Source organism: Rhizomicrobium sp., from assembly GCA_037200045.1.
Lineage (GTDB): Bacteria > Pseudomonadota > Alphaproteobacteria > Micropepsales > Micropepsaceae > Rhizomicrobium.
The window spans coordinates 1,275,121-1,300,475 of the sequence record JBBCHM010000001.1 but is presented as its reverse complement, the minus strand read 5'-3'; the positions used below and the strand labels follow the sequence as shown (position 1 = coordinate 1,300,475).

The following is a 25,355-nucleotide window of genomic DNA, read 5'->3' as shown; positions in this document are numbered from 1 at the left end:
GGGCTAGTGTCCCGAGGCAGACGTTCGCAACAACATTCGGTGTCATCCGCCGCGAATGCGGCGGACCCAGTTGAATCCTGCACCGCCGGAGTGAGCGTCAACTGGGTGGCCCGCATTCGCGGGCCATGACACCTTTGTTTTGAATTCGGCGGGTTTCCGATTCTTAATTCCCGCTTTCCTCGAACAATTCGCGGCCGATCAGCCAGCGTCTTATCTCGCTCGTGCCGGCGCCGATCTCGTAGAGCTTGGCATCGCGCAACAGCCGCCCGGTCGGATAGTCGTTGATGTAGCCGTTGCCGCCCAGGCATTGGATCGCCTGCAGCGCCATCCAGGTGCCCTTCTCCGCCGCGTAGAGGATCGCGCCGGCGGCGTCCTTGCGGGTGGTCTGGCCACGGTCGCAGGCCCGCGCCACGGCGTAGACATAGGAACGCGTCGCGCTGAGCGCGACATACATGTCGGCCAGCTTGGCCTGCATGATCTGGAACGCGCCGATCGACTCGCCGAACTGCTTGCGGTCGTGGACGTAAGGCACCACCGCGTCCATGCAGGCCTGCATGATGCCGAGCGAGCCGGCGGCGAGCACCGCGCGCTCGTAGTCGAGCCCGCTCATCAGCACGTTCACGCCCTTGCCGAGGCCGCCCAGGATGTTCTCCTCCGGCACTTCGCAGTCCTCGAAGACCAGTTCGGCGGTGTCGCTGCCGCGCATGCCGAGCTTGTCGAGCTTCTGCGCCGTCCGAAAGCCCTTGAAGGTCTTCTCGATCAGAAAGGCGGTGATGCCGCGCGAGCCGGCGGCGGAATCGGATTTGGCGTAGACCACCAGCGTATCGGCATGCGGGCCGTTGGTGATCCACATCTTGGTGCCGTTGAGGACGAAGCGGTCGCCCTTGCGGTCGGCGCGCAGCTTCATCGACACCACGTCGGAGCCGGCGCCCGGCTCGCTCATCGCCAGCGCCCCGACATGCTCGCCGGAAATCAGCCTGGGCAGACAGCGGCGCTTCTGTTCGCGCGTGCCGTTGCGGCGGATCTGGTTGACGCAGAGATTGGAGTGGGCGCCATAGGACAGGCCGACCGAGGCCGAGCCGCGGCTGACCTCCTCCATCGCGATGACGTGTTCGAGATAGCCGAGGCCGAGGCCGCCGAACTCCTCCTCCACCGTGATGCCATGCAGGCCGAGTTCGCCCATCCGCGGCCACAGATGGCGCGGGAAGGTGTTGGTGCGGTCGATCTCGTCGGCGATGGGCGCGATCTGCTCGTCCGCGAAGGGACGCACGGTGTCGCGGATCATGTTGGCGGTGTCGCCCAGATCGTGGTCGAGCGAACGGTAATCATTGGCCATGAAGAACGGGGCTCCGGCAGGACGGGGCGCGATCCTAGCCGCGATCCGCCGCGACCGCGACGCCGGAACCCTTGCCGCCGCGGCGGACCGGAGGGACATTGACGGATCATGACAAATCCGCCGCCAGCCCCTAATCTGCCGGACAATTCGCGGCTCCCGAGGGTTTGGGGCTGCCCAAAATGAGGTTCTGGGGGACTGGATGACGGACACGCTTAACCTGCCGACGACCGCCAAGACGCCCGAGGCGAAACCCGCGAAAACCACGCTCCTGGGCCGTTTCGCGGCGCAGTACGCGAATATTTCGACCCCCTTCGAGGTCGTCATGCCGGACGGGACGCGCCAGCGCTTCGGCCAGGGCGCCCCCACCTTCACCATGACCATCAACAACGACCGGGGCCTGAAGGCCGTCACCAGCCTGGACGAGGGCAAGATCGCCGAGGCCTATCTGGCCGCCGACATCGACCTCGAGGGCGACATGATGAAGCCGTTCGAGCTGCGCGGCTCGATGAAGGATTTCCACCTCGTGACCGAGGCCTGGCGCTACATCCAGCCCTTGTTCTTCGGCCAGGTGCACACCAACAAGCAGGCGATCTCGCACCACTACGACATCGACTCGTCGTTCTTCCTCGCCTTCCTCGATCCGGTGACGCCCTGCTACACGCAAGGCGTCTATGAAAGCCCCGACGAGGGCCTGGACGTCGCGACGCTGCGCAAGTTCGACTATTGCTTCCAGAAGCTGAAGCTGAAGCCCGGCGACCATATCCTGGAGGTCGGGCCGGGCTGGGGCGCGTGGTTCGAATATGCCGCCGCGCGCGGCGTGAAATGCACCGGCATCTCGATCTCCAAGGAATCGATCCGCTTCCTGACCGAGAAGGGCAAGAAGCTGGGGCACGATTGGGAACTGATCGAGTCGGATTTGTTCGACTACAATCCGGGCGTCAAATACGATGCCATCGTCATCATGGGCGTGATCGAGCACCTGCCCGACTACCTGCGCGTGGTGAAGAAATTCCAGTCGCTGATCAAGCCGGGCGGGCGCGTGTTCCTGGACGGCAGCGCCTGCATCAAGAAGTACGAGCTGTCGTCCTTCATGGTGAAGTACATCTATCCGGGCAACCATTCCTTCCTGGTGCTGGACGATCTGCTCAACAAGGTCGCCAAGACGCCGTTCCAGGTCGAGGAAGTGTTCAACGACCGCATGAGCTATTGCTACACCTTCATCCAGTGGGCGAAGAACCTCGACGCCCATAAGGATTTCCTGGTGGGCAAGTTCGGCGAGTTCAACTTCCGCCGCTTCCGGCTCTATCTGTGGGGCGCGGCCTATGAATTCCTGAGCCGCAGCCTGGACTGCTACCGGCTGATCCTGCAGATGCCGGAGGACGCGGGCTAGGGTCGGCTGTTTTCGGGCTGACACACACACACCGGTGTCATGGCCCGCGACTGCGGGCCACCCAGGTGAACTCGCACTGACAGCGCGGGTTTCACCTGGGTCCGCCGCATTCGCGGCGGATGACAGCGAGCAGCAAGACCAGATGGCAATCGCCGCGGTTTTCGCTTAGTGTTCCCATGTCTTGGGGCCGCGTCGGTATCGCGTGGCTGTGCGCGGGAACCGTTTGCGGCCTCTCACCGTTGGAGGGCACGATGAGCGATTCCGTGAACATCCAGACCGATATGCTGCCCGAGGCCGGCGGCAAAACCTCGTCGCTGCTCGACCGTCTCCTGGCGCGCTATTCCTGCTTCGCGACGCCGTTCGAGGCCGTCTTCCCCGACGGCACCAAGCGGCGGATCGGCCAGGGCACGCCCAATTTCCTCGTCACCCTCAAGAACAAGCGCGCGCTGCGCGCCGCCATGAGCCTGGACGAGGGCAAGGTCGCCGATTCCTACCTCGCCGGCGATTTCGAGATCGAGGGCGACATGATGAAGCCGTTCGAGCTCCAGGCCTCGATGAAGGACGTCCATCCCCTGACCCAGGCCTGGCGCCACATCCAGCCGCTTTTGTTCGGCCAGGTGCGCACCAACAAGCAGGCGATCCATTCGCATTACGACATCGATCCCGGCTTCTTCCTGAGCTTCCTGGATCCCAAGACCCCCTGCTACACCCAGGGCGTCTACGAGAAGGACGAGGAGACGCTCGACGTCGCCACGACGCGCAAGTTCGAATACGCCTTCCGCCAGCTCAAGCTGAAGCCCGGCGACCACATCCTGGAGATCGGGCCGGGCTGGGGCGCGTGGTTCGAATATGCCAGCGCGCGCGGCGTGAAGTGCACCGGCATCTCGATCAGCCAGGAATCGATCGACTACCTGAACGGCCGCGCCAAGGTGCTGGGTTATGACTGGGAGCTGATCTTCTCGGACCTGCTCGAATACCAGACCGACACGCGCTACGACGCCATCGTGATCATGGGGGTGATCGAGCACCTGCCCGACTATCAGCGCGTGTTCGAGAAATTCGCCAAGCTGGTCAAGCCGGGAGGCCGCATCTTCCTGGACGGCAGCGCCGCCAACAAGAAGTTCGAGCTGAACTCCTTCATGGTGCGCCATATTTACGGCGGCAACCATTCCTTCCTGGTGCTGCCCGACCTGCTCGACAAGCTCGCCAAGACGCAGATGCAGGCGATCGAGATCTACAACGATTCAAAGAGCTACATGCTGACGCTCATGCAATGGGCGAAGAACCTCGACAAGAATCGCGAGCAGGTGGTGAGCCGTTTCGGCGACTACAATTTCCGCCGCTTCCGGCTTTATCTGTGGGGCGCGGCGGCGGCCTTCGCGCGGCGCGAGATGCTGTGCTACCGCATGATCATCCAGAGCCCGACCGGCGAGGATGTGCCGGACGCGACGTGCTGAGGGGGCGGCCGGATTCGCGAGGCCGGCGACGGCGCGTGATGCACACGGTCTTCCCGGTCCCGTCCGCCGCGGCCGATATCGCGTTGGGCTGGCCCATGGCCACCACGGTGATGAAGTCTCTATGCGCGCGCTCAAGCGATTGCGGACGTCTGCCGCGCTCGCGGTTCGGGAGATGACAGCCTCTTCGCGTCCAAGCGCCATGCAGACGTCGCCGGAACTGGGCCTTATGGCATTCTTCGCCGCGATCTCACGGGCACGGCCTTGCGTACCATACTTTAAAACCGGGCCCATTTGGAGCACCTCGGTTCCAGGCCACGCATACGGCGTTTCCAGGTGTTACCGTGGCGAGCGTCGTGCTGCCGTCCTTGACCGTAAGATTGGCCGACACGCCGGACAGGCTGAAAATCTTGTAAAATCGACCGCTGAACAACTCGTTGCCGGTACGTGATGGCAGCGTGATCGTGTCGCCCGTCGCCACCGTAGTGAAACCGATTTCGGCGCCCTGCTCTGTTCCGGTCAGCGCCAGATTTGCGTCAGGCTCCCATATGGGGCGATCGATACTGATCCGGGAGGTCACCGTCGTACATTCCGCCGAACCCGTGTCGTCATTGTCCACGAGACCGTGAGAACCAACAGAATCTGTATCGGTATCGTTGAAGCTGGTGACGGATGTTGACCCAACGCCACAAGCACTAAAGAAGAATCCCCCCGAGGTGGTGATATTGGCAGTTGCGATAACACCGCTATTGATTAGCGCGCCACCTCCGTCATCCAGGTAGGGATCCTCGGCCTTCACGACATAGACCCTTGTACCGTTGGAAATGGCACATTCCGCTGCGGGCGGCGGAGAGCAATCGTCGCCGGCGCCCAATATACCCGTTACGACAAAACGGCCTTTTATCTGATAGAGAAATACTGAGGCGCTTCCATTATCCCAACTTCCATTTTCAACATTCGTATTACCAGGGATTGTGTATTTCGCGGTCCCCGAAAGATCCAGAATCACCTGAAAATTATCTCCTCCATTTGTTTCCAAGCTAGTTATGGAAGCAGAATAATTGTTTCCCCTGAGAAACGGGCACCCAGCACTGTTAACCGATCCGCTAAAACCATTGTTTATGTAGAGTTTGTCGAACACGATACTGGGTTTTCCGATACTACTTCCCGTGTCTTGTATCCAACCGCAGAATACGTTGTTCGCTTCGAGATCTTCATAATGGATGCCCCAGTCGTCGAAACTTCCATACGAAATCATCGTATAGCCGCCACTCTGCTTCAATGGTTCAATCGTACCGTTGAAGAAGCCGCAACCGCCGGAGCAGCTGGCGCCCATATCCGAGAAATCCACGCGCTGCGTCTTGGTGATGTCTGCGGTTAGGGCGGTGAAATCGCCGTCAAAATTACCGAAGTCGAAGGCGTTGACGTAAGGAAATGTCCAAGCCGCCTGGAATATGCCGACATTGCCGGTGTTGTACTGCATGAAGATCGTCTCGCCTGGACCGCAAAAGACCTCATGCCAAGTCGCACCGCCGTCGGGAATATAAATCCACCCATTAATGGCATAAGTAGCGCCGCAACCCGCATGATCGACCGCAAAATGGTTCGTCGCGATGCTTGATTGCATCGCGTTGAATGCTGCCGTTGTCGCTGTCTCGGCGCTCGTATTTCCTGTCGGATCGGCACCATACCATTCCGGATAGACCAGCTTTCCTGGAGTGTGCCTCTTCCAGCATGACGAGCCGCCAGCAGAGGTCGAATAGGCGACACCGCCGTCCACTGCGATCGGGCATGCCGAAAAATAGGTGACAGCGCCGCCGCCCCAATTCCCGCCATTGTAGGAAACGAGATTTGCAGCACCGATGGCGGCCGGGTTTGGAAGAGTCGTGAGCGCCGAAACGGTCGCGACGGCTGGTCCGATCGGATTGAGCATGCCGTAGCAACCAGTCGTCACGCCGGTCGGGCGGAAATAAAATGCGCCGTCAGGTGATGCCGGACAAGTTCCAATCCATGCGTAGTCATACTCGCGGGTGACGCCGCCGAAGGTGACCGACAGGACAGTGACGTTCGGCTGCGACGTGGCACACTGCATATCGGTCGTGCATGGAATATCGGAAAGTATAGGCCATATCTGCGGAGCAGGAGCCGCCAGCGTCGGGGTTGGCGCAGCAAATAGGATTGCCATCCAGAGAAGCGGAAGAAGCAATTTTCTCATCGCCAAAATCCTCCAGCTATAGGACACCGTGGAAGTTCACGAGGTTCGTGTCGTCAACGCGCTGCTTACGAGCGTGATGCGGCAATCAAGTCGTGGCCGTTATGCTCCACCAAACCGGCCGCGACTTGGTTGCCGGGCGAATTAAACCAAACATCGCACGACTCCTTTGGCGATGTTCAAGTCCAGCTCTTAGGGAAAGAGCCTGCCTCACAATAAAGGCCATTTTCAAATACTTAAAATGACAGTCTGGTGCGGTCGAGAGGACTCGAACCTCCACGGGTTGCCCCGCTACCACCTCAAGGTAGTGCGTCTACCAATTCCGCCACGACCGCACGTCAGGGATTCACAGGTAGGCGCGGGGGTTTAGCAGAGGCGGATCGGGTTGAAAAGGCGATCTTTCCAGCGGCCGAGACGGCTCGTTTTCCCGATGTTTCGGCTTGAGGTTGCTCATGCAAAAAAGGCGTCATTGCCCGGCTTGTTGTTCAGGCAATCCAATTTCTCGCGCGGCCAAATTGGATCGCCCGCATGAAGCGGGCGATGACGGCTTTTGCTGGGGCGATTCAAGCCAAGGCGAAACCGCCTAAATCCCCTCGCCGTCCACGCCGATGTGGATGCCGCATTCGTCCTTGTCGAGGCCCGACCAGCGGCCGTCGCGGTAGCTCTCGCCGGCCTGGACGCGGCGCGTGCAGGGCATGCAGCCGATCGAGGGATAACCGTCCTCCACCAGCGGATGGCGCGGCAGGTCGTGCTTGACCGTGTAGTCCTCCAGGTCGGCGAGCGACCAGTCGGCCAGCGGGTTGAAGCGGAAGCGGCCGTCGAAGAACTCCACCGCCTGCATCTCGGCGCGCTCCCGGGTCTGGAAGCGCTTGCGGCCGGTGATCTGCGCCGCGAAGGGCTCGAGTGCGCGCTTCAGCGGCATGACTTTCCGGAAATTGCAGCAGGCCTCGGTATCCCGCGACCATAGCGTGCCTTCCGGATCGAACCGGTCGCGGTCGACGGGATTGGGCGCCAGCGAGCGGATGTCGCCGAGGCCGAGCACGTCCTGCAGCCGGTCGCGATAGCGCAGCGTCTCGCCGAACAGCTTGCCGGTGTTGAGGAAGAGGATCGGCGTCGCCGGATCGATCTCGGCCACCAGATGCAGCAGCACGGCGGACTCGGCGCCGAAGGACGACACGACGGCGCTCTTGCCCTTGAACTCGCCGCCGAGCGCCAGTTCCAGGATGCCATGCGCGCCCTGGCCGCGCGAGGCGTCCTGGAGCTGGCCGAGCTTGGCGAGGATGAGCGGGTCGGGCGCGCCCGCCCCTGCCCGGTCGAAGGCGCGCGGAGCGATGCCGCGGGCGCGGTCGATGATGGTGACGGTGGCGCTCACGAGAGCCAGCCCTTCTCCGACACCAGGGCACGGGTGCGGCGGGAGACTTCGTCGGGGGCAAGGCCGCTGGCGCGCCACACCGCGCGGGCCGAGCCGACATCGGCCATGTGCGACGTCCATTCGGGGCCGAAACGGCTCTCCAGCCATTCGCGCAGCCGTCGGGCAAGGCCCGGCGCTTGGCCGCCGGTCGAGGCGGTGAGGACGAGGTCGCCGCGCCGCACGATGGCGGGGACGTGGAAATCGCACAGCGTGGGCACGTCCTCGACATTGACCAGGATGCCGACGGCGCGGGCTTCGGAGGCGAGGACCTCGGCGGCGTCGCGGTCGAGGCCGGCGACGAACAGAACGTCCAGGCGCGGCAGGGCGCCCGACAGGCTGACCGGGATGGCCTCGATCCCGGCCTCGGCCAGGAGGGCGGCGCGGCGGACATAGCCCTCGCCGGCGCCGGCAAGGCCGATGCGGACCGTCTCGGGATTGAGCAGAATGGGAAGCAAAAGGACCTCCGCCCCGGTCACAAGACCGATTGTACAGGAGAGGTACGCATCCCGCCCCTAAAATGCAAGAACTTGGTGGGGAATGAGATGAATTACACCGATTGCGGTGGGATTACTGGTAGCCTTTCAGGATATCGGTGATCGAGACGCCGATCTTGTCGCCATGGATGATGATCTCGCCCTTCGCCACCGGCTTGTCGTTGGCCAGGATCGTCACGGGATCGTCCTGCTTGGAGTCGAGCTCGATCACCGCGCCGCGGCCCATGCGCAGGAGCTGGTGCATCGGTATCGTGGAACTGCCGAGCACGACGGAGATTTCGACTTTGACGCCGGAGATATTGGAGGACATGAAGGAGCCCATGGATGACGGCACACAGTCTCCGGCGGTTATGCTTTCGGAGGCGTTAACGCGGCCGGCGGTCGAGTGGCGGATCGCGCCCGGCCTGACGCCCTACCCCGAGGCGGTGGCGTTCATGGAGGCGCGCGCGGCGGCGATCGCGGCGGGCACGCGGCCCGAACTGGTCTGGCTGGTCGAGCATCCGCCGATCTACACCGCCGGCACCAGCGCGAAGGAGGCCGACCTGCTCGATGCGCGCTTTGCCGTGTTCAAGACCGGACGCGGCGGGCAGTACACCTATCACGGACCTGGGCAGCGCGTCGGCTATGTCATGCTCGATCTGAAGCAGCGCGGCTCGGACGTGCGCGCCTTCGTGCACAACCTCGAAGAGTGGCTGATCCGTACGCTGGCCGCGTTCAACGTGAAGGGCGAGCGGCGCGAGGGGCGCGTCGGCATCTGGGTGGCGCGCGGGACGCGCGAGGACAAGATCGCCGCGATCGGCGTCAGGGTACGGCGCTGGGTGACGTTCCATGGCGTGAGCCTGAACGTCGATCCGGACCTGACGCATTTCTCCGGCATCGTGCCCTGCGGCATCAGCGAGCACGGCGTGACCAGCCTGCACGATCTCGGAATTCTCGCCTCGATGGCGGACGTGGACGTGGCGATGCGCGATGCGTTCGCCGAGGTATTTGGCCGGCCCTGAGACCGTGCTAATATGTAATGCTATGAATTCGCGCGACACCAAATTGCACCGTACCGATCCGGCCTCTCCGCTGCCCGGCGAGGGTAGCGTTTTGGAGGAGGTCGCCAGGATATTCGACAATCCGAACGAGTGGCTGATGCAAGAACATCCCTTGCTTGGCGGACGCAGCCCCCAGGACTGCATCGATGCCGACGACGGACAGGCGGTGCGCGATCTTTTGCGCGGCATCGTATTCGTCGGCCAATCGTGAACCTTGCGGCGGTTTCTCTGCTTGGCGTCGCCGCCGAGACCCGCCCCTGGTATAGAGCGGTCGACTCGCAGTTCCTTACGACGGCGCTTTCGACCTCGCATACGAGGGTCGTACCGTCGCGCTTCTTTGATCCGCTGAGCGCCAGCCCGCAGTTTCCGTCGCTCTATCTGTCGGACGATCCGATGGTGGCGATGTTCGAGGCGCAAATCCTGTTTGGCTCGCCGCTCAAGCCTGGCGGCGTGGTGCCGAAGCCCAAAGGCACCTGGATCGTCCTCACCGCCCATGTGAACCTGCAACGTATCGTGGATTTGTCCGATGTCGCCGCGCAGGCTCATCTGGACGTGAGCGCGCAGGAATTGACGGGCGATTGGCACGGCTACCGCCAACGCTCTGCCGCCACCCAGGTTTCGGCGCCGGTGGGAACGGCGCCGACCCAACTGCTTGGCGAAGCCCTGCATCGCGACGGACGACTACTCGAGGGGTTCCTCACCGTCTCGGCAAGGCTCTCCCACCATCGCAATCTGATTGTCTTTCCGCAGCATTTGAGCACGGGCAGCACGGTCGAGTACCGCTGGAACAACGATCGGAACAAATTTGTCGTCGACAGCGGCGATCCGGACGGCCGCAGTCTCGGGCCATGACACCTTGTATTTTGAATTCGTTCAGCGAACTGGGTTCACAGGACCGGATCGCAAGCCATCTGCAAGGGGGATTCGTCATGCCGCGCGTGGCTGCCGCGTTTTTCGCGACCGGCGTTCTTTGCATCCTGGTGGGCGGGGGCCTCGGGATCTACATCGCCGACGGCGGCAACGGCGCCTACGCCCAGATCCATGTGCATCTCAACCTGGTCGGCTGGGCGACGATGGGGCTGTGCGGCACGTTCTACGCCCTGACGCGCGAGACGATGTCGGTGCGGTTCGCCTGGATCAACTACGCGATCCTGACGGCGGGCATCGTGGTGTTCTTTCCCGCCTTGGCGCTTTTCCTGGCGAACGGAAACGACCCCGTCTATGTGCCCGTCATGAAGGCGGGCAATGCCCTGACCGGGCTCGGCATGGCGCTGTTCGCGGTCGCGGTGTTCCGCGAACTCTTCCGCAGGCGCGGCTAAACCGACGGACGGCGCTTGAAGCCTTTTTCCTCGGCCGGATCGGCCTTGTGCATCTCGACATTGCGCACCGTCGAGCCGGGCGGGCCCTTCATGCATAGGCCGATCAGCGCCTCGACGATCTTGTTGGGACCGGAGACCAGGACTTCGACCGTGCCGTCGGAGCGATTGCGGATCCAGCCGTCGACGCCGAGGCGCGCCGCTTCGCCGATCACATAGTTGCGATAGCCCACGGCCTGGACGAAGCCTTCGATCCGAAGGCGCAGATGGGTGAAGTCGTCGTCGCTCATGGCCAAGATATGGACGATGCCTCGCCGCAGTTCCAGTGGGCGGCCGCGCGGTCACGTTCGCGTGACGGCGGCGGGAACCATAACACCGGCGATTGCCCCCGGCCCGCTAGTCAGCAATCACATCAGCCGCGCAATCGAGCCATGCGCGGGGCGCGCATTGTCCGATTAGGAAAGCGGACGCCAGTTTGACGGCAAGAGCAACACACGACAGACATTGGGGATTCCCGGCGTGAAATTGGTTTGGATGGCCGCCTTGGCGGTCATGGCGGTGCCGGTGTTTTCGGCCGCCCATGCGCAGACGGACGCCAGCAGCGTCCTCAACTACGACACGGCGTTCTTCGCCGATTCCCGGCCCAACACCGCCTATGACATGGTCAACCGCCTGCCCGGCTTCAGCTTCGCCGATGTCGGGTCGGCGCGCGGCTTCGCGGGAACCGCAGGCAACGTCCTGATCAACGGCCAGCGGCCGACCTCCAAGAACGATTCGCTGCAGGCGGTGCTCGGCCGCATCAACGCGGCCGATGTCGATCATATCGAGCTGATCCGCGGCGGCGCGCCGGGCATCGACATGCAGGGCCAGACGGTGGTCGCCAATATCATCCTGAAGAAGGGGGATTCGACCCACATCGTGGCCACGGCCGAGGACCTTATCTTCATCGACGGCCACATGGCGCCCTATGCCTCGCTCGTGTTCACGCGCCATGCGGGGCCGGCGATCTACGAAGGCTCGCTGGCGCTGACCCAGGGCTATGACGATTCCGTCGGCCACGGCATCCACAACGTGTTCGACGGCACGGGCAAGCTGTTGACGCAGGACCAGGCGATCAGCCACGGGCTCGGCACCGGCCTGTCGGCCAAGAGCACGGCACTGGTGCCGCTGTGGGGCGGCGAGTTCAAGGCGAATCTGGCGCTGCAGAACATCCCGTTCGTCGACAGCCTGTCCTATGCGCGGCCGGGCTTCTACGAGCTGTTCAAGGACGACAACCGCGACAACATCGCCGAACTCGGCCTGCACTGGAAGGGCAAGCTGGGCGGCACCGAGCTGGAGACGCTGGTGCTCCAGCGCTACGACCATAACGCCGCGAGCTCGGATTCCGACGACGGCACCACGCTGCAGCATTTCGTGTCGAAGTCCGACACCGGCGAGACCATCGCGCGGGCGACGCTGCGCTATCTGCCGCTGCCGGAACTGACGCTGGAGACCGGCGCGGAGGGCGCGTTCAATTTCCTCGACGGCACGACCGCGTTCTTCGTCGACAATGTGAACCAGCCCCTGCCGGCGGCCGATGCGCGGGTCGAGGAGCGGCGCGGCGAGGTGTTCGCGCAAGGCACGTGGAAATATTCGGCGCAGTGGATGCTGGAGGCCGGCGTGCGCGCCGAATATTCCACCATCACCGAAAGCGGCTCGGTCAGCCTCGGCCGGTCGTTCTTCTATCCCAAGCCGCGCGCGGTGCTCACCTGGTCGCCGGACGCCGACACCCAGATCCGGCTGCGCTACGAAAAGGTGGTCGGCCAGCTCGATTTCAACAATTTCATCGCCAGCGCCAATCTGTCGGCCACCGGCATCACGGCCGGCAACGAGAACCTTAGGCCCGACCAGCGCTCGCAATACGAGGCCTCGTTCGAGCGGCACTTCTGGGGCAAGGGCGCCTTCGTGCTGACCTTCATGCACGAGGAGATCAAGGACGTGGTCGATTTCGTGCCGGTCGCGAGCCCGAGCGGGGTGTTCGATGCGCCGGGCAATATCGGCAACGGGCAGAACAACCAGATCACGGTGCAGGCGACGCTGCCGCTCGACCGGTTCTTCATCCCGAACGGATTGCTGACCACGACCAGCATCTTCGACCTGACCTCGGTGCGCGATCCGGTGACCGGCACCAACCGCGTGATCTCCAGCCAGCGGCCGCAGAACATCCGCGTGAACTTCACCCAGGACATCAACAGCCTGAGATCGACCTGGGGCGTTTCCTACTACAATGGCTGGTACGAGGAGTCCTTCCGCCTCGAACAGGTGCGCCAGCGCAAGGTCGCGCCGCCCTATTTCACGCTGTTCTGGGACTACAAGCCGAGCGCGGAATGGACGTTCCACATCGAGGGCGACGACATCACGAGCTACATCTACGACGACAAGAAGTTCAATTACGCCGGGCCGCGCAACACGTTTCCGGTGGCGAACATCGACGAATACCGGGCGCATTCGATGCCGCAGATCGATTTTCAGATACGACGGACGTTCTGAGACGGATGTCATGCCCCGCGAATGCGGGGCACCCAGTTGATGATTGCGCCGGCCGTGCTGTTTCACCTGGGTCCGCCGCATTCGCGGCGGATGACAGCGGTGGTGGGGCGGAGAGTTACGCGAATTCGAGGATCACGTCGTCCAGCGCGAGGCTGTCGCCTTTCGCGGCGTTGATCTTCTTGATCGTGCCGTCGCGCTCGGCGGTCAGCACGTTCTCCATCTTCATCGCCTCGACCACGGCGAGGGTCTCGCCCGCCTTGACCTCCTGGCCGACCGCGACGTTCACCGACACGATCAGCCCCGGCATCGGACAAAGCAGCATCTTGGACGTGTCGGCCGCGACCTTCTTGGGCATCAGCGCGGCCAGCCGCGCGCCTTCCGGCGAGCGCACGATCGCGGTGACGGTGCGGCCGCCCTGGCCCAATTTGTAGCCGCCCTGGATGCGGCTGAGCTGGATGGCGTGCTCGCCGTCGCAGCCGGCCAGGTGCATGATCGGCTGGCCCGGCATCCATTCGGTCAGCGCGTCATAGGGCTTGCCGTCGATCACGAGGCTGAGATTGCCGGCGGCGAGATTGGCATGGGCGACCGCGAAGGCCTCGCCGTCGAGCGACACCACGAAATCGCCGGCCAGGCGATGGGCGCCGTTCAGCGTGCCGGTGATGCCGCTGGCGCGCAGGCCGCGCGTCAGCCGCGCCGCGACCGCCGCGGCGACGAAGCGGCGCTTGTCGCCTCCGTCGAGGGGAAGGCCGTGGAAACCGTCGGGGAATTCCTCCGCGATGAAGGCGGTGGTGAGCGCCCCGGAGCGGAAGCGCGCATTGTGCATGATGGCGGTCAGGAAGGCGATGTTGTGGTTGATGCCCTCGATGCGGAATTCGTCCAGCGCCTTGGCCATGGCGTCGATCGCTTCGAGCCGGGTCGGCGCGTGGGTGCAGAGCTTGGCGATCATCGGATCGTAGAACATCGAGATCTCGCCGCCCTCATAGACGCCGGTGTCGTTGCGCACCGTGACGTCGCCATAATCGCCTTCGGCCGGCGGGCGGTAGCGCACCAGGCGGCCGGTCGAGGGCAGGAAGCCGCGATAGGGATCCTCGGCATAGACGCGCGCCTCGACCGCCCAGCCGTTGAGGCCGACATCTTTCTGCGCGATCGGCAGCTTCTCGCCGGCGGCGGAGCGGATCATCAGCTCGACGAGATCGAGGCCGGTGGTGAGTTCCGTCACCGGATGCTCGACCTGCAGGCGCGTGTTCATTTCGAGGAAGTAGAATTTGCGGTCCTTGTCGACGATGAACTCGACGGTGCCGGCGCTGTCATAGCCGACCGCCTTGGACAGCATCACCGCCTGCTCGCCCATCGCCTTGCGCGTGGCGGCGTCGAGGAAGGGGGACGGCGCCTCCTCGATGACCTTTTGATTGCGGCGCTGGATCGAGCATTCGCGCTCGTTGAGATAGACGACGTTGCCGTGCTTGTCGCCCATCACCTGGATTTCGATATGGCGCGGCTCGGTGACGAATTTCTCGATGAACAGGCGGTCGTCGCCGAACGCGGCCTTGGCCTCGTGCTGGGAGGATTTGATCGCCTGGACCAGCTCGTCCTCCTTGTGGACGATGCGCAGGCCCTTGCCGCCGCCGCCGGCCGAGGCCTTCACCATCACCGGATAGCCGATCTCCTTGGCGATGCGGCGGGCATGGGCGTCGTCCTCGATCTCGCCGATGAAGCCGGGCACGGTGTTCACCTTGGCGGCCTGGGCGAGCTTCTTGGATTCGATCTTGTCGCCCATCGCGGCGATGGCGCGGACATTGGGGCCGATGAAGGCGACGCCGATGCGGGCCAGCGCCTCGGCGAAGGCCTCGCGCTCCGACAGGAAGCCGTAGCCGGGATGCACCGCCTCGGCGCCGGTTTCGCGGCAGGCCTGCACGATGCGGTCGATCACCAGATAGGACTGGGCCGAGGGCGCCGGGCCGATATGGACGGCCTCGTCGGCCATCTCGACATGCAGCGCGTCGCGGTCGGCGTCGGAATAGACGGCAACCGTCGCGATACCCATCTTGCGGGCGGTCTTGATGACGCGGCAGGCGATCTCGCCGCGATTGGCGATCAGAATTTTCTTGAACATCGAACCCCAGAACGGCCGTTGATTTGGCCTGACGGACCAAGGTTTTAGGCGAGGCGGCGCTTGCCGTAAACGGCCAACCTCGTTTACGGGAGGGAAGCCATGTCGCGCCTCAGCCGCACCTTCCACCCCCTGCTCTACCGGCCGCACTTCGAAAGCGGTCTTTCGGTGAGCGTGGGCGTGTCCCTGGCCGGGCTGGCGGCGGGGGTGCCGCTAGGGCTCGCGGCCGGCATCGCGGCGGCGACCGGCGCGCTCTGCGTCTCGATCGCCGACCAGCCCGATCCCCTGAACGAGAAGCCCCGGGTGCTGGCGGCGGCGGTGGCGATGGCGTGCCTGGCGACGGCGGCGACGCTGGCGGCGAAGGGCTCGGTGTGGGGCGAATTCGTCGTGACGGCGGTCGTGGCGCTGTGGGCGGGGCTGATCTCGGCCTATGGCAAGCGGGCGGTCGGGCTCGGCGTCGTGACCGTGCTCGCCTTCGTGCTGGCGCTGGCGGCCCAGATCGACAACGCGACCGAGGCGGTCGCGCATATGACACTGTTCGCCGCCGGCGCGGCGATCTATGCGGCCTATGCGCTCGGCGTGGCCTGGGTGTTCGATTCCCGGGTGCGGCGCCTTTTGATGGCGGAGGCGCTGCGCAGCTTCGCCGGCTATCTGCGCGCCAAGGCGGAACTGTTCGAGATCGAGCGCGACGGGGCCGCGGCCTTCGCGGCGATGATCGAGGCCCATGCGGCGGCGGTCGAGCGGATGCAGATCGCCCGCGACGCGATCTATGCGCGCACCGCCACGCCCTGGCAGCACCGCCAGGCGCGGGCGCTGATCGCCCTGCTGGACGCGTTCGAGACCATCCTGTCGAGCGACGCCGATATCGAGATCCTGCAGACATCGCGGCATCGCCACCTTATGCGCCGGCTGCGCGCCATGACGCTGGCGCTGGCGCGGGACTCCGACCGGCTGGCGCTGGCGCCGGCGCAAGTGGTCGAGATCGAGCCGCATGCCCGCGAACGCGACGCCATCGCGGCGGAGATCGCCCGCGTCGCCCCCTCGGCGGCCGGCGACGAGCAGGAGCTGCAGGCCATCGCGGCGTTCCGCTCGACGGCGGACAAGCTGGCGCAATCGGCGCTGCGCATCGCCGCCATCGGGGCCAAGGAGCCGCCGCAGCCCCATGCCGACCTCAACCTGTTCCGCCAGCAGGGGCCGCGCGGCTTCGGGCACCTGAAGGCGCAGCTCGGCTTCGGCAAGCCGGCGTTCCGCTATGCCATCCGCCTGGCGCTGGCGATGACCGCGGGGCTGGCGCTCACCGTGGCCTTTCCGCGCTTCGCGCATGCGAGCTGGATCCTGCTCACCATCGCGCTGATCATGCGCGCCAATTACAGCGTGACGCGCCAGCGCCGCGCCGACCGCATCATCGGCACGCTGGCGGGCTGCGTGCTGGCGGCGGGGCTGCAGGGCTTCGTGCCGGTCGAGTACCTTCTGGTGTTCGTGGCGCTGGCGACCGGGGTGAGCCATGCCTTCGGGGCGGTGAATTATCGCGTGACGGCGGCCTCGGCCTCGGTGTCGGCGCTGCTGCTGCTGCATTTCCTGCAGCCCTATGCGCATCACGCGCTGGCCGAGCGGGTCGGTGACACGCTGATCGGCGCGGCGCTGAGCTATGTCTTCAGCTTCCTGCTGCCGACCTGGGAGCGCAACGAGCTGCCGCGCACCATCGCCGCGCTGCTGAAGGCCGACCGCGATTTCGCGGTCCAGGCGATGACACGCACGCGGGTGGAGCAGAGCTACCGGCTGGGGCGCAAGAAGCTGTTCGAGGCGGTGGCGGCGCTGTCCGGCGCGGTACGGCGGCTGGCCGACGAGCCGAACACCGGCAAGGCGCTGCTGGGGCGGCTGAACGCGCTGCTGGCCGCGAATTATCTGCTGCTGTCGGATCTGACGTCGATGCAGGTGCTGTATGCGATGCGCGGCGCCGAGCTGGACAAAAATCCCCAGGCGGAGGCGCTGACCGCCGAAATGCGCGGGCGGGTGCTGGAGATCCTGGGCTCCGCCCCGGCGGAAAAGGCGCCGCCGCGGCTGAGCAAGACGCCGCGGGACGATCTCTACCAGCCGAACGGGATGTCGGTGCTGAAGCGACGGCTGGTGCATATCGAGCACGCGGCGAGACGCGTCGCGGGGCTGGCGAAGGACGTGACGGAGTGAAGAAAACCTCTCCCGCCTGCGGGAGAGGTCGGCGAGCGGAGCGAGCCGGGTGAGGGCCCGCCGCATGCCCTCACCCGAAATTCGCTTCGCTCCGCTCCGCGAATTTCGACCTCTCCCGCGAGCGGGCGAGGTTACTTCCCCAAACTCTTGTCGCGGATGGCGCGGAATTCGTTGTCCTTGTACCAGTTCGGCCAACGGTCCGAATTCGCCAGCGTGTCGCCCAGCGTGTAGAGCACCTCCAGGTCGTCGATCACGCCGGAGACGTCCCAGTTCGGATTAAATTCGTCCGAGGGCTGATGATAATGGTTGGCGCGGTAGTCGTCGCGCAGCGCCTGCGCCGCCGCGGTGCCGCCGACGACGAGGTCGGTCGCCCCCGCCGGATCGAGCATAGGCACGCCGACGCGCGAAAGCGAAATGTGGTCGGAGCGGTAGAAGCCGCCCTTCTCGGGCTCCGGATCGGGCGAGATCGTGCGGTTCTGGGTCTTCAGCACGTCGAGCAGCAGGTCTTCCATCTCCGACGCGCCGTTGCCGACCAGGACAAGGTCGTGGGCATGGCCGTGCGGCAGGTTGGCGTCGAGGTTCACGCCGCCGACGATGTGGTTCAGCGGCCAGATCGGATGTTCGGCGAAATATTGCGAACCGAGCAGGCCCTGCTCTTCCAGCGTCCAGCCGATGATGGCGATGCTGCGCTGCGGCCGCTTGGCGTGGGCGAAAGCCTCGCCGATCTCCAGCACCGAGGACACGCCCATGCCGTTGTCGACGGCGCCGTTGTAGATCTTGTCGGGGCCGGCGACGTCGGGCTTGACGCCCAGATGATCCCAATGGGCGGTGTAGAGCACGTACTGGTCGGGATGCAGATAGCCCGGGATGACGCCGATGACGTTGCGGGTGTTGAGCGTCTTGAAATCGGAATGGGCGTGCACGTCGAGCGTCTCGCCGGTCATCTCCACCGCCTTAAAGCCGGGCTTGTTGGCGGCGGCCTTGAGCGCGTCGTAGTCGAGATTCGCCCGCTTGAAGAGATCGTGCGCGGTGTCGAGCGTGATCCAGCCCTGGATCGGCACCATCGACTTGTTCTTGTCCGTGGCGGCGAGCCAGAGCTTGTTGCCGGAGTTCGAATTGCGCACCACCTGCCAGCCGTAAGCGGCCGGACCGGTCTCGTGCACGATGATCGCGGCGGCGGCGCCCTGGCGCGAGGCCTCCTCGAATTTGTAGGTCCAGCGGCCGTAATAGGTCATCGCCTTGCCCTTGAAGAAGGCGGGATTGCCCGGCCGGTCCTCGTTGCCCGGATCGTTGATCAGGATGACGACGGTCTTGCCCTTCACGTCGAGGCCGGCATAGTCGTTCCAGTTGTACTCCGGCGCCACGACGCCATAGCCGACGAACACCAGCGGCGACGCCTTCACATCGACATCGGCGGAGGCGTAGCGCGGCGTCCAATAGACCGTCGCGTCGGGAAAGTTCGGCGTGACCGCGCCGGAGGGCGTCGAGAAGCTCAGCGAGGACTTCGCCGCGTCGAGCGCGATGTTCACCGACGGGACCTGCTGGAAATAGCTGCCGTGATTGCCGGGCTTGAGCCCGATGCGCTTCATCTCGTCGGCGATCCATTGCGCCGCGGCCTCGCCGGCCTTGGTGCCGGGGCCGCGGCCCTGGAACGCGTCGTCGGAGATCGCCTTGTCGCGCGCCAGGACGTCGGCCGCGACGATGTCGGGGACGGTCGTGGGGTGCGGCGGATAGAGCGCGGCCGGCGCCGCGAACAAAAGGGCGGGCGCGAGCAGCGCGGGCAGGACGAAGGCAAGCAGACGACGATTCATGTATCCCTCGGAAAATGACGATGGGCTATCATACGGCTTGTCGCCGATCCGTCACCCGGAGATTTTCGATGATCGATTTCATCAACAGCGCCGCTTCGAAGGCGGCGAACCTGCCGTTCAGCCAGGCGGTGCGGGCCGGCGGCCTGCTCTATCTGTCGGGTTGCATCGGCAACATTCCGGGCCGGATGGAGCTGGTGCCGGGCGGCATCGCGGCGGAGAGCCGCCAGACGATGGAGAACATCGCCGCCGTGCTGACGGAGGCGGGTTCGGGCTTCGACCGGATCGTCAAATGCACCGTCTATCTCGCCGACATGGCTGAGTGGGGGGCGTTCAACGCGGTGTATGTGCCCTATTTCGCGGCGGGCCGTTTTCCGGCGCGGACGGCGATCGGCGCGCGCCAGCTCATCCTCGGCGCGCGGGTGGAGATGGAGTGCGTCGCGGAGGGGTGAGCCGAACTCCGCCCTCGCGCGCGCGAAGCCAATCGAGCGCGCCGGGCGTCCGTTTCCAACCGGCTGCGATGTCCTCGGCATAGATTATCGCTTCGCTGTCTTCGCCGGGCGCGTAATAGGGGGGAAGTTCGTCCGGCAGGGCCTTGTCACCCAGCAGGTATGGGGCGACATATGGATTTTCCTTGAATGCCACATCTAGCGCCTTGCGACTCTTCGGTGCGTCGCCGCCGTCCCGGCGAAACGCCAGCAGCGCCGACAGCCATGTCCACACCGCGCTTGCGTCCTTGCGATATCGCTTCAGCAGTTTCTCGAGTTCCGCATCGAGGCCGCGCTCGGCGAGCCAAGCCGCAAGAATGTAGCGGTTGCCCTGATTGTCGTTGGGATTGAGACGCAGCAACTCGCGCTGATGCGCGATTGCCTCGTCCGCTCGACCGGAGCGCCATAGCGCAACCGACAAGCCGGCGCGCGCACGCATATAGGGCCGGGTCTCCAGAATTGCCCAAAAATCGCCGGCGCTTTCCTCGAACGCGTCCCGCCCGAGCGCCGCCGCGCCGGCCTCCACGCCCCGGCGCCACAGATCGAGCGCCTCATCCGCCGTCGGCGCACACTCCGCCAAAAGAACATAGGCGTCGGCACAGAGAGGGCTCAGCTTCAACGCCTTTTCGGCAAGCTGCTTCGCCTTCTTTTCCGAGGAGGCTTCCCATGCGCGGAAGACAATGTCCTGTGCCTGTTCCAGCCGGTCGAGCGCGGCAGGCGTTGGGCTCGTCATGAGTCACCTCCGGACGAGAATTTCCGCAAGGGCGCCGAAATTTGAAAGGACCGGCGCGAATTCATCCACAGCCTGCAACGTCCCTCCCGCCTAGGGACGTCCATGTCTTTCAGACGTCGTCGAAAGTGTCGAATCTCGTGCTTCGCGACGGCGCCGGCACCTTCGGGAACGGCAGCGCGGAGCGAGCCGCGCGAGGTTCGTCAGGCCGGTTTGTGGCGCTTCTTCACGATGGCGATCTCGTGCAGCATGGATTTGAGATCGTCGATGGCGTCCTTGTCGGGGCCGGGCGGCAGGTCCTTGGGCAGCAGCCGGTCGATCACCACCGCCAGCGCGTCCTCGATGCGGCCGAGCTGCTTGCCGTAGCTCGCGACGTCCAGCGCCTCGCGCTCGACATCGGGGTTCGAGGACTGGCCGAGATAGATGTTGAACAGGCCGTACTGGTTGTTCGAGCCGCCGAACGCCCAGCTCCAGGGCAGGATCGACTGCGTAACGGCGCCGCCGAGCGGCATGGTGAAATCGGACATGATGGCTCCTGGGTTCGAGACCGCGAAACCTTCCCGAATACTTCCCGCCCGGATTTTTCGTCTTTATAGACCAAGAGATTGCAAAAACGAACTAAGACTCTCCTCCCTCGTGGGGGCCGCTACGCTGCCGCCAGTGTCCCGAACCAAAAGTCCGCTGGATTCAAAACAAAGGTGTCATGGCCCGCGACTACGGGCCATCCAGGTGATATCTGTTCCGACCGCGCAGGTTTCACCTGGGTCCGCCGCATTCGCGGCGGATGACACCTGGTGGAGCGAACTTCTGACTCGGGACACTAGCGGCCCCGCGAGGAGGTAAGTTAAAGCGGAATATTATCGTGCTTCTTCCACACCTGCGCGACCTGCTTGTTGCGGAGCATCCTTAGCGACCGCGCAATCCGCCAGCGCGTCGAATGCGGGCGGATCACGTCGTCGATGTAGCCGCGGCTCGCCGCCACGAAGGGGTTCAGGAACGCGTCCTCATATTCCTTGGTCCGCTCGGCGATCGCGTCGGGGTTGCCGCGTTCGTTGCGGAAGATGATCTCCACCGCGCCTTTCGCGCCCATCACCGCGATCTGGGCGCTCGGCCAGGCGTAGTTCACGTCGGCCCGCATGTGCTTGGACGCCATCACGTCATAGGCCCCGCCATAGGCCTTGCGCGTGATCACCGTCACCTTCGGCACCGTCGCCTCGGTATAGGCGAACAACAGCTTGGCGCCGTGCTTGATGATGCCGCCATGCTCCTGCGCCACGCCGGGCAGGAAGCCCGGCACATCGACGAAGGTGATCAGCGGGATGTTGAAGCAGTCGCAGAAACGCACGAAGCGCGCCGCCTTGCGCGACGCGTCGCTGTCGAGCACGCCGGCCAGCACCATCGGCTGGTTGGCGACGAAGCCGACCGTCGAGCCCTCGATCCGGCCGAAGCCGGTGATGATGTTGCGGGCGAAGGCCTCGCCGATCTCGAAGAAATCGCCCTCGTCGGCGACCTTATGGATCAGCTCCTTCATGTCGTAGGGCTTGTTGGGATTCTCCGGCACCAGCGTGTCGAGGCTGAGCTCCTCGCGGCGCGGATCGTCCTGCGTCGGCCAGGACGGCGCCTTGTCGCGGTTGTTCAGCGGCAGGAAATCGTAGAGCCGGCGCATCTCTTCGAGGCAGATCACGTCGTTGTCGTAAGCGCCGTCGGCGACGGAGGATTTGGTCGAGTGCACCTTGGCGCCGCCGAGCTGTTCGGGCGTCACGTCCTCATGCGTCACCGTCTTCACCACGTCGGGGCCGGTGATGAACATGTAGGAGGTGTCGCGCACCATGAAGATGAAATCGGTCATCGCCGGCGAATAGACGTCGCCGCCGGCGCAGGGGCCCATGATGACGCTGATCTGCGGCACCACGCCGGAGGCCAGCACGTTGCGCTGGAAGACTTCGCCATAGCCGGCGAGGCTGCCGACGCCTTCCTGGATGCGCGCGCCGCCGGCATCGAGCAGGCCCATCACGGGGGCGCCGTTCTGCATCGCCATCTCGACGATCTTGACGATCTTCTTGGCATGGGTCTCCGACAGCGAGCCGCCGAACACGGTGAAGTCCTTGGCATAGACATAGACCATGCGGCCGTTGATCGTGCCCCAGCCGGTGACCACGCCGTCGCCCGGGATGCGGTTCTTGTCGGTGTCGAAATCGGTGTTGCGGTGCTCGACGAACATGTCGAACTCCTCGAAGGAGTTGGCGTCGAGCAGAAGCTCGATGCGCTCGCGGGCGGTCAGCTTGCCGCGGGCGTGCTGGGCCGCGATGCGGGCCTCGCCGCCGCCCAGCCTTGCCTTGGCGCGGCGGGATTCGAGTTCGGTCAGGACGTGTTTCATCGGGTGCTTGGCTCTTGGAAATGTCGATGGCGGGAGAGTGTGGGGCGGCGCGGCGAGGGTCAAGCGGCCGCGAGCCGCATGAAGCGTTCGGCATCTTCCAGCTCGCGGAGCAGCGCCTTGAGGCGGCTTTCCGCTTCGGAATCGCGGCCCCATTTCTCGGCCTGGAAGTGCTCGTCGACATGGGCGGCGGCGTGGGCGGCGGCCGCGTCGAGCCGGCCGTCGGCCAGCGACAGGGCGAGGACCAGCGATTTCATGATCCCGGCCGCCGTCACCAGGCCGGTCAGCGCGAAAGCGTCGAAGCGGGACAACGCCTGGGCGATGGCGTCACGGGATACCGCCGGCTGATCGATCGAGGCGACGCCGTGGGTCACTTTCAGATCGAGACCGTAACGCGTGCGCGCCCAAGCGAGCGGGGCGTCCCAGGCATGGGCTTCGCGGGCGGCGAGCGCGGGCGGGTCGGCGGCGCGATAGCAGACCAGATCGTGGCGGGCGAAGGTCTCGACCTGACCGAGCGTCGCGTCGCGGTCGCGCGCGACGTGGTCTTGCGCGGTGTTGGCGAGCGCGGTCAGCGGCATGGAACGCTGGTCGATGGCGTCGCCCTGCCCCGCCCATTCGGCGGCGATGGCCTCGGCGAGCGCCCGCGAAGGCAGAGCCAGCGACGCGCCGCCGGGTGTCTTCACCGGCCGCTCATCCAGCGCGATGCCGAAAGCGGCGCCGACGTGTTTGATGCCGACGATCTTGTAGAAACGCTTCATCGACGCGGCTTCATTTCTTCTTTTTCCGCTCGAACGGATTGCGGTCGTCATTCGGGTCGAAGCCGAGCAATTCCCACGTCTTCAGCATGTGCGGCGGCAGAGGCGCGTCGGCATGCAGGCGCCCGCCGTCGGGGCGGGCGATGTCGATGGAGCGGGCATGCAAATGCAGGCGGTTCTCGATCTCGCCCTTGCCGCGCACATCGGTGCCGCCATATTTGAAATCGCCGACGATCGGCGTGCCGATGGAGGCGAGGTGCACGCGGATCTGGTGGGTGCGGCCGGTCAGCGGCTTGACCGCCAGCCAGGCGAATTCCTCGCCGGCGGTGTCGATCACGACGAAATCGGTCACGGCGTCCTTGGCGCCTTCGTCGGCCGCGTCGACGGTGGTCATGCGTTCGTCGCGGCCGCGCGGGCCGTGGCCGCCTTCCTTGGCGAGCGCCGCCTTGATCGTGCCGCGCTTGACCTTCGGCACGCCTTTCACGAGTGCCCAATAGATCTTCTGCGCGTCGCGGGTGGCCAGCGCGCGCGACAGTTCGGCGGCAGCGGGGACGGTGCGCGCCACGACGAGGACGCCGGAGGTGTCGCGGTCCAGGCGGTGGACGAGGCGCGGCCGGGTGTTCTTCTCGAAGGCGATGGAATCGAGCATGCCGTCGACATGGGCGGTGAGGCCGCTGCCGCCCTGGGTCGCCAGGCCCGACGGCTTGTTCAGCACGATGACGTTCTTGTCCATGTAGATGACGTAGTCCTCGAGGCTGCCGCTCACCTTCTGCTGCGGCTTCGCCCGGGGCTTTTCCTCCAGAGCGCCGTGGACGATCTGGGGCGGCAGGCGGACGGTCTGGCCGGAGGCGACGCGGTCGGCGGCCTTCACCCGCTTGCCGTCGAGGCGGACCTGGCCGGTGCGCAGCAACTTCTCCAGCCGGCCATGGGTCAGCGCCGGGTAGTGCCGCTTGAACCAGCGGTCGACGCGGACGCCGTCTTCCTCATGCGCGATGCGGGCGGTGTCGGTCATGCGCGAGAGCCTGGCATTGTTGACGGGGCGGGCGGAGTCACTTAGCGTTTCCTGACAGGGGATGGGGTTCCCCCTTTAACCGCCAGGCGGCCCGAAAAGCCAGATGGCTGATGACTCCTACCGCAATCACCGCGGCAGGACTCCGTCTTCCCGACGCCCTCCGCAAGGCGGTTTCCGTGCCGCCTCCTATAAGGAGAGCCGATGTCTTTCGCCACCTGTATCTATGTGATGATCGGTGGCGCGCTGGGATCGCTGGCGCGCTATCTGGTATCGGTGCTGGCCCTGCCGGTCAGCCGCGACCTGCCCTGGGGCACCATCGGCATCAATATCGCCGGTTCCTTCGTCATCGGGTTCTTCGGCACGCTGACGCTGGCACAGGGCCGCTTCCCGGTGTCCGAGAACATGCGACTGTTCGTGATGGTGGGCATCTGCGGCGGGTTCACGACGTTCTCGTCGTTCAGCCTGCAGACGCTCGATCTGCTGCGGAGCGGCGCGGCGTTGCGCGCCGGACTGAACATCGTGCTGTCGGTGGCGCTGTGCGTCGCGGCCGTGGCGACGGGGCATTTCCTGGCGGCGGGGCTGAACGGCCGTGCGCCGCAGGTCGCGCAGCTTCCGATCGAGGAAGAGGCCGATATTGCCGATGGTTAGTGTCCCGAGTCGGAAATTCCAACACTCGGTGTCATCCGCCGCGAATGCGGCGGACCCAGAT

General features: G+C 64.9%; 23 protein-coding genes, 1 tRNA gene and 1 riboswitch. Of the genes, 10 read left to right on the top strand and 14 right to left on the bottom strand.

Annotated elements, in window-relative coordinates; translation table 11 throughout:
- Positions 1–163: 163 nt before the first annotated feature.
- Complete coding sequence (locus WDM86_05910) at positions 164–1,336, bottom strand: isovaleryl-CoA dehydrogenase (protein MEI9989554.1); 1,173 nt, start codon at positions 1,334–1,336, stop codon at positions 164–166.
- A gap of 199 nt (positions 1,337–1,535) precedes the next feature.
- Between WDM86_05910 and WDM86_05905 the strand changes: the two genes are divergently transcribed.
- Together WDM86_05905 and WDM86_05900 are read left to right on the top strand one after the other, a co-directional pair.
- Positions 1,536–2,726, top strand: a complete 1,191-nt coding sequence (locus tag WDM86_05905; protein MEI9989553.1) for a class I SAM-dependent methyltransferase — start codon at positions 1,536–1,538, stop codon at positions 2,724–2,726.
- Positions 2,727–2,977: 251 nt separating this feature from the next.
- A complete protein-coding gene (locus WDM86_05900) occupies positions 2,978–4,183 on the top strand; it encodes a class I SAM-dependent methyltransferase (protein ID MEI9989552.1) in 1,206 nt (401 codons plus the stop codon).
- Positions 4,184–4,430: 247 nt separating this feature from the next.
- On the opposite strand, the gene WDM86_05895 is transcribed toward WDM86_05900, so the two are convergent.
- The 5 genes from WDM86_05895 to WDM86_05875 form a co-directional block, all read right to left on the bottom strand.
- A complete protein-coding gene (locus tag WDM86_05895) occupies positions 4,431–6,395 on the bottom strand; it encodes a hypothetical protein (GenBank protein MEI9989551.1) in 1,965 nt (654 codons plus the stop codon).
- Positions 6,396–6,642: 247 nt separating this feature from the next.
- A tRNA-Leu gene (locus WDM86_05890) sits at positions 6,643–6,727 on the bottom strand.
- 248 nt (positions 6,728–6,975) lie between these two features.
- On the bottom strand, positions 6,976–7,764 hold the full coding sequence (locus tag WDM86_05885; protein MEI9989550.1) for a phosphoadenylyl-sulfate reductase: 789 nt from the start codon (positions 7,762–7,764) through the stop codon (positions 6,976–6,978).
- Positions 7,761–8,258: an NAD(P)-dependent oxidoreductase gene (locus WDM86_05880; GenBank protein MEI9989549.1), complete on the bottom strand. Its 498-nt coding sequence runs from the start codon at positions 8,256–8,258 to the stop codon at positions 7,761–7,763. The genes WDM86_05885 and WDM86_05880 overlap by 4 nt, the downstream gene beginning before the upstream one ends.
- Positions 8,259–8,370: 112 nt before the next feature.
- On the bottom strand, positions 8,371–8,607 hold the full coding sequence (locus WDM86_05875; protein ID MEI9989548.1) for a FliM/FliN family flagellar motor switch protein: 237 nt from the start codon (positions 8,605–8,607) through the stop codon (positions 8,371–8,373).
- A gap of 10 nt (positions 8,608–8,617) precedes the next feature.
- Between WDM86_05875 and lipB the strand changes: the two genes are divergently transcribed.
- From lipB to WDM86_05855, 4 genes are all read left to right on the top strand, one after another.
- Positions 8,618–9,298: a lipoyl(octanoyl) transferase LipB gene (gene lipB / locus WDM86_05870; GenBank protein MEI9989547.1), complete on the top strand. Its 681-nt coding sequence runs from the start codon at positions 8,618–8,620 to the stop codon at positions 9,296–9,298.
- Positions 9,299–9,320: 22 nt separating this feature from the next.
- Positions 9,321–9,548: an antitoxin Xre/MbcA/ParS toxin-binding domain-containing protein gene (locus WDM86_05865; protein MEI9989546.1), complete on the top strand. Its 228-nt coding sequence runs from the start codon at positions 9,321–9,323 to the stop codon at positions 9,546–9,548.
- Positions 9,545–10,189: an RES family NAD+ phosphorylase gene (locus tag WDM86_05860; protein MEI9989545.1), complete on the top strand. Its 645-nt coding sequence runs from the start codon at positions 9,545–9,547 to the stop codon at positions 10,187–10,189. The genes WDM86_05865 and WDM86_05860 overlap by 4 nt, the downstream gene beginning before the upstream one ends.
- A gap of 77 nt (positions 10,190–10,266) precedes the next feature.
- Positions 10,267–10,656 carry a hypothetical protein gene (locus WDM86_05855; protein ID MEI9989544.1) on the top strand — a complete coding sequence of 130 codons (390 nt, stop codon included), beginning with the start codon at positions 10,267–10,269 and terminating at the stop codon, positions 10,654–10,656.
- Here the strand turns inward: WDM86_05855 and WDM86_05850 are convergent.
- Positions 10,653–10,943 (bottom strand): acylphosphatase, encoded by a 291-nt coding sequence (locus WDM86_05850; protein ID MEI9989543.1) that lies wholly within the window; start codon positions 10,941–10,943, stop codon positions 10,653–10,655. The genes WDM86_05855 and WDM86_05850 overlap by 4 nt on opposite strands.
- Positions 10,944–11,172: 229 nt before the next feature.
- Here WDM86_05850 and WDM86_05845 point away from each other — a divergent pair, with 229 nt between their 5' ends.
- On the top strand, positions 11,173–13,182 hold the full coding sequence (locus WDM86_05845; GenBank protein ID MEI9989542.1) for a TonB-dependent receptor: 2,010 nt from the start codon (positions 11,173–11,175) through the stop codon (positions 13,180–13,182).
- 115 nt (positions 13,183–13,297) lie between these two features.
- On the opposite strand, the gene WDM86_05840 is transcribed toward WDM86_05845, so the two are convergent.
- Positions 13,298–15,295: an acetyl/propionyl/methylcrotonyl-CoA carboxylase subunit alpha gene (locus tag WDM86_05840; GenBank protein MEI9989541.1), complete on the bottom strand. Its 1,998-nt coding sequence runs from the start codon at positions 15,293–15,295 to the stop codon at positions 13,298–13,300.
- Between the two features lie 99 nt (positions 15,296–15,394).
- On the opposite strand from WDM86_05840, the gene WDM86_05835 reads away from it, so the two are divergent.
- Positions 15,395–17,479 carry an FUSC family membrane protein gene (locus WDM86_05835; protein MEI9989540.1) on the top strand — a complete coding sequence of 695 codons (2,085 nt, stop codon included), beginning with the start codon at positions 15,395–15,397 and terminating at the stop codon, positions 17,477–17,479.
- Between the two features lie 131 nt (positions 17,480–17,610).
- On the opposite strand, the gene WDM86_05830 is transcribed toward WDM86_05835, so the two are convergent.
- Complete coding sequence (locus WDM86_05830) at positions 17,611–19,290, bottom strand: M28 family metallopeptidase (protein MEI9989539.1); 1,680 nt, start codon at positions 19,288–19,290, stop codon at positions 17,611–17,613.
- Between the two features lie 68 nt (positions 19,291–19,358).
- Here WDM86_05830 and WDM86_05825 point away from each other — a divergent pair, with 68 nt between their 5' ends.
- Positions 19,359–19,739, top strand: a complete 381-nt coding sequence (locus WDM86_05825) for a RidA family protein (protein ID MEI9989538.1) — start codon at positions 19,359–19,361, stop codon at positions 19,737–19,739.
- On the opposite strand, the gene WDM86_05820 is transcribed toward WDM86_05825, so the two are convergent.
- The 5 genes from WDM86_05820 to WDM86_05800 form a co-directional block, all read right to left on the bottom strand.
- Positions 19,693–20,508 (bottom strand): hypothetical protein, encoded by an 816-nt coding sequence (locus WDM86_05820; protein MEI9989537.1) that lies wholly within the window; start codon positions 20,506–20,508, stop codon positions 19,693–19,695. The two genes, WDM86_05825 and WDM86_05820, sit on opposite strands and share 47 nt — an antisense overlap.
- Positions 20,509–20,708: 200 nt before the next feature.
- Positions 20,709–21,032 (bottom strand): hypothetical protein, encoded by a 324-nt coding sequence (locus tag WDM86_05815; protein MEI9989536.1) that lies wholly within the window; start codon positions 21,030–21,032, stop codon positions 20,709–20,711.
- A gap of 317 nt (positions 21,033–21,349) precedes the next feature.
- Positions 21,350–22,882 carry an acyl-CoA carboxylase subunit beta gene (locus tag WDM86_05810; protein ID MEI9989535.1) on the bottom strand — a complete coding sequence of 511 codons (1,533 nt, stop codon included), beginning with the start codon at positions 22,880–22,882 and terminating at the stop codon, positions 21,350–21,352.
- A gap of 59 nt (positions 22,883–22,941) precedes the next feature.
- Complete coding sequence (locus tag WDM86_05805) at positions 22,942–23,637, bottom strand: ATP12 family protein (GenBank protein MEI9989534.1); 696 nt, start codon at positions 23,635–23,637, stop codon at positions 22,942–22,944.
- A gap of 10 nt (positions 23,638–23,647) precedes the next feature.
- A complete protein-coding gene (locus tag WDM86_05800; protein MEI9989533.1) occupies positions 23,648–24,646 on the bottom strand; it encodes an RluA family pseudouridine synthase in 999 nt (332 codons plus the stop codon).
- A gap of 48 nt (positions 24,647–24,694) precedes the next feature.
- A riboswitch (Fluoride riboswitch) is annotated at positions 24,695–24,773 on the top strand.
- Positions 24,774–24,847: 74 nt separating this feature from the next.
- On the opposite strand from WDM86_05800, the gene crcB reads away from it, so the two are divergent.
- Positions 24,848–25,294 carry a fluoride efflux transporter CrcB gene (crcB, locus tag WDM86_05795; GenBank protein ID MEI9989532.1) on the top strand — a complete coding sequence of 149 codons (447 nt, stop codon included), beginning with the start codon at positions 24,848–24,850 and terminating at the stop codon, positions 25,292–25,294.
- Positions 25,295–25,355 lie beyond the last annotated feature (61 nt).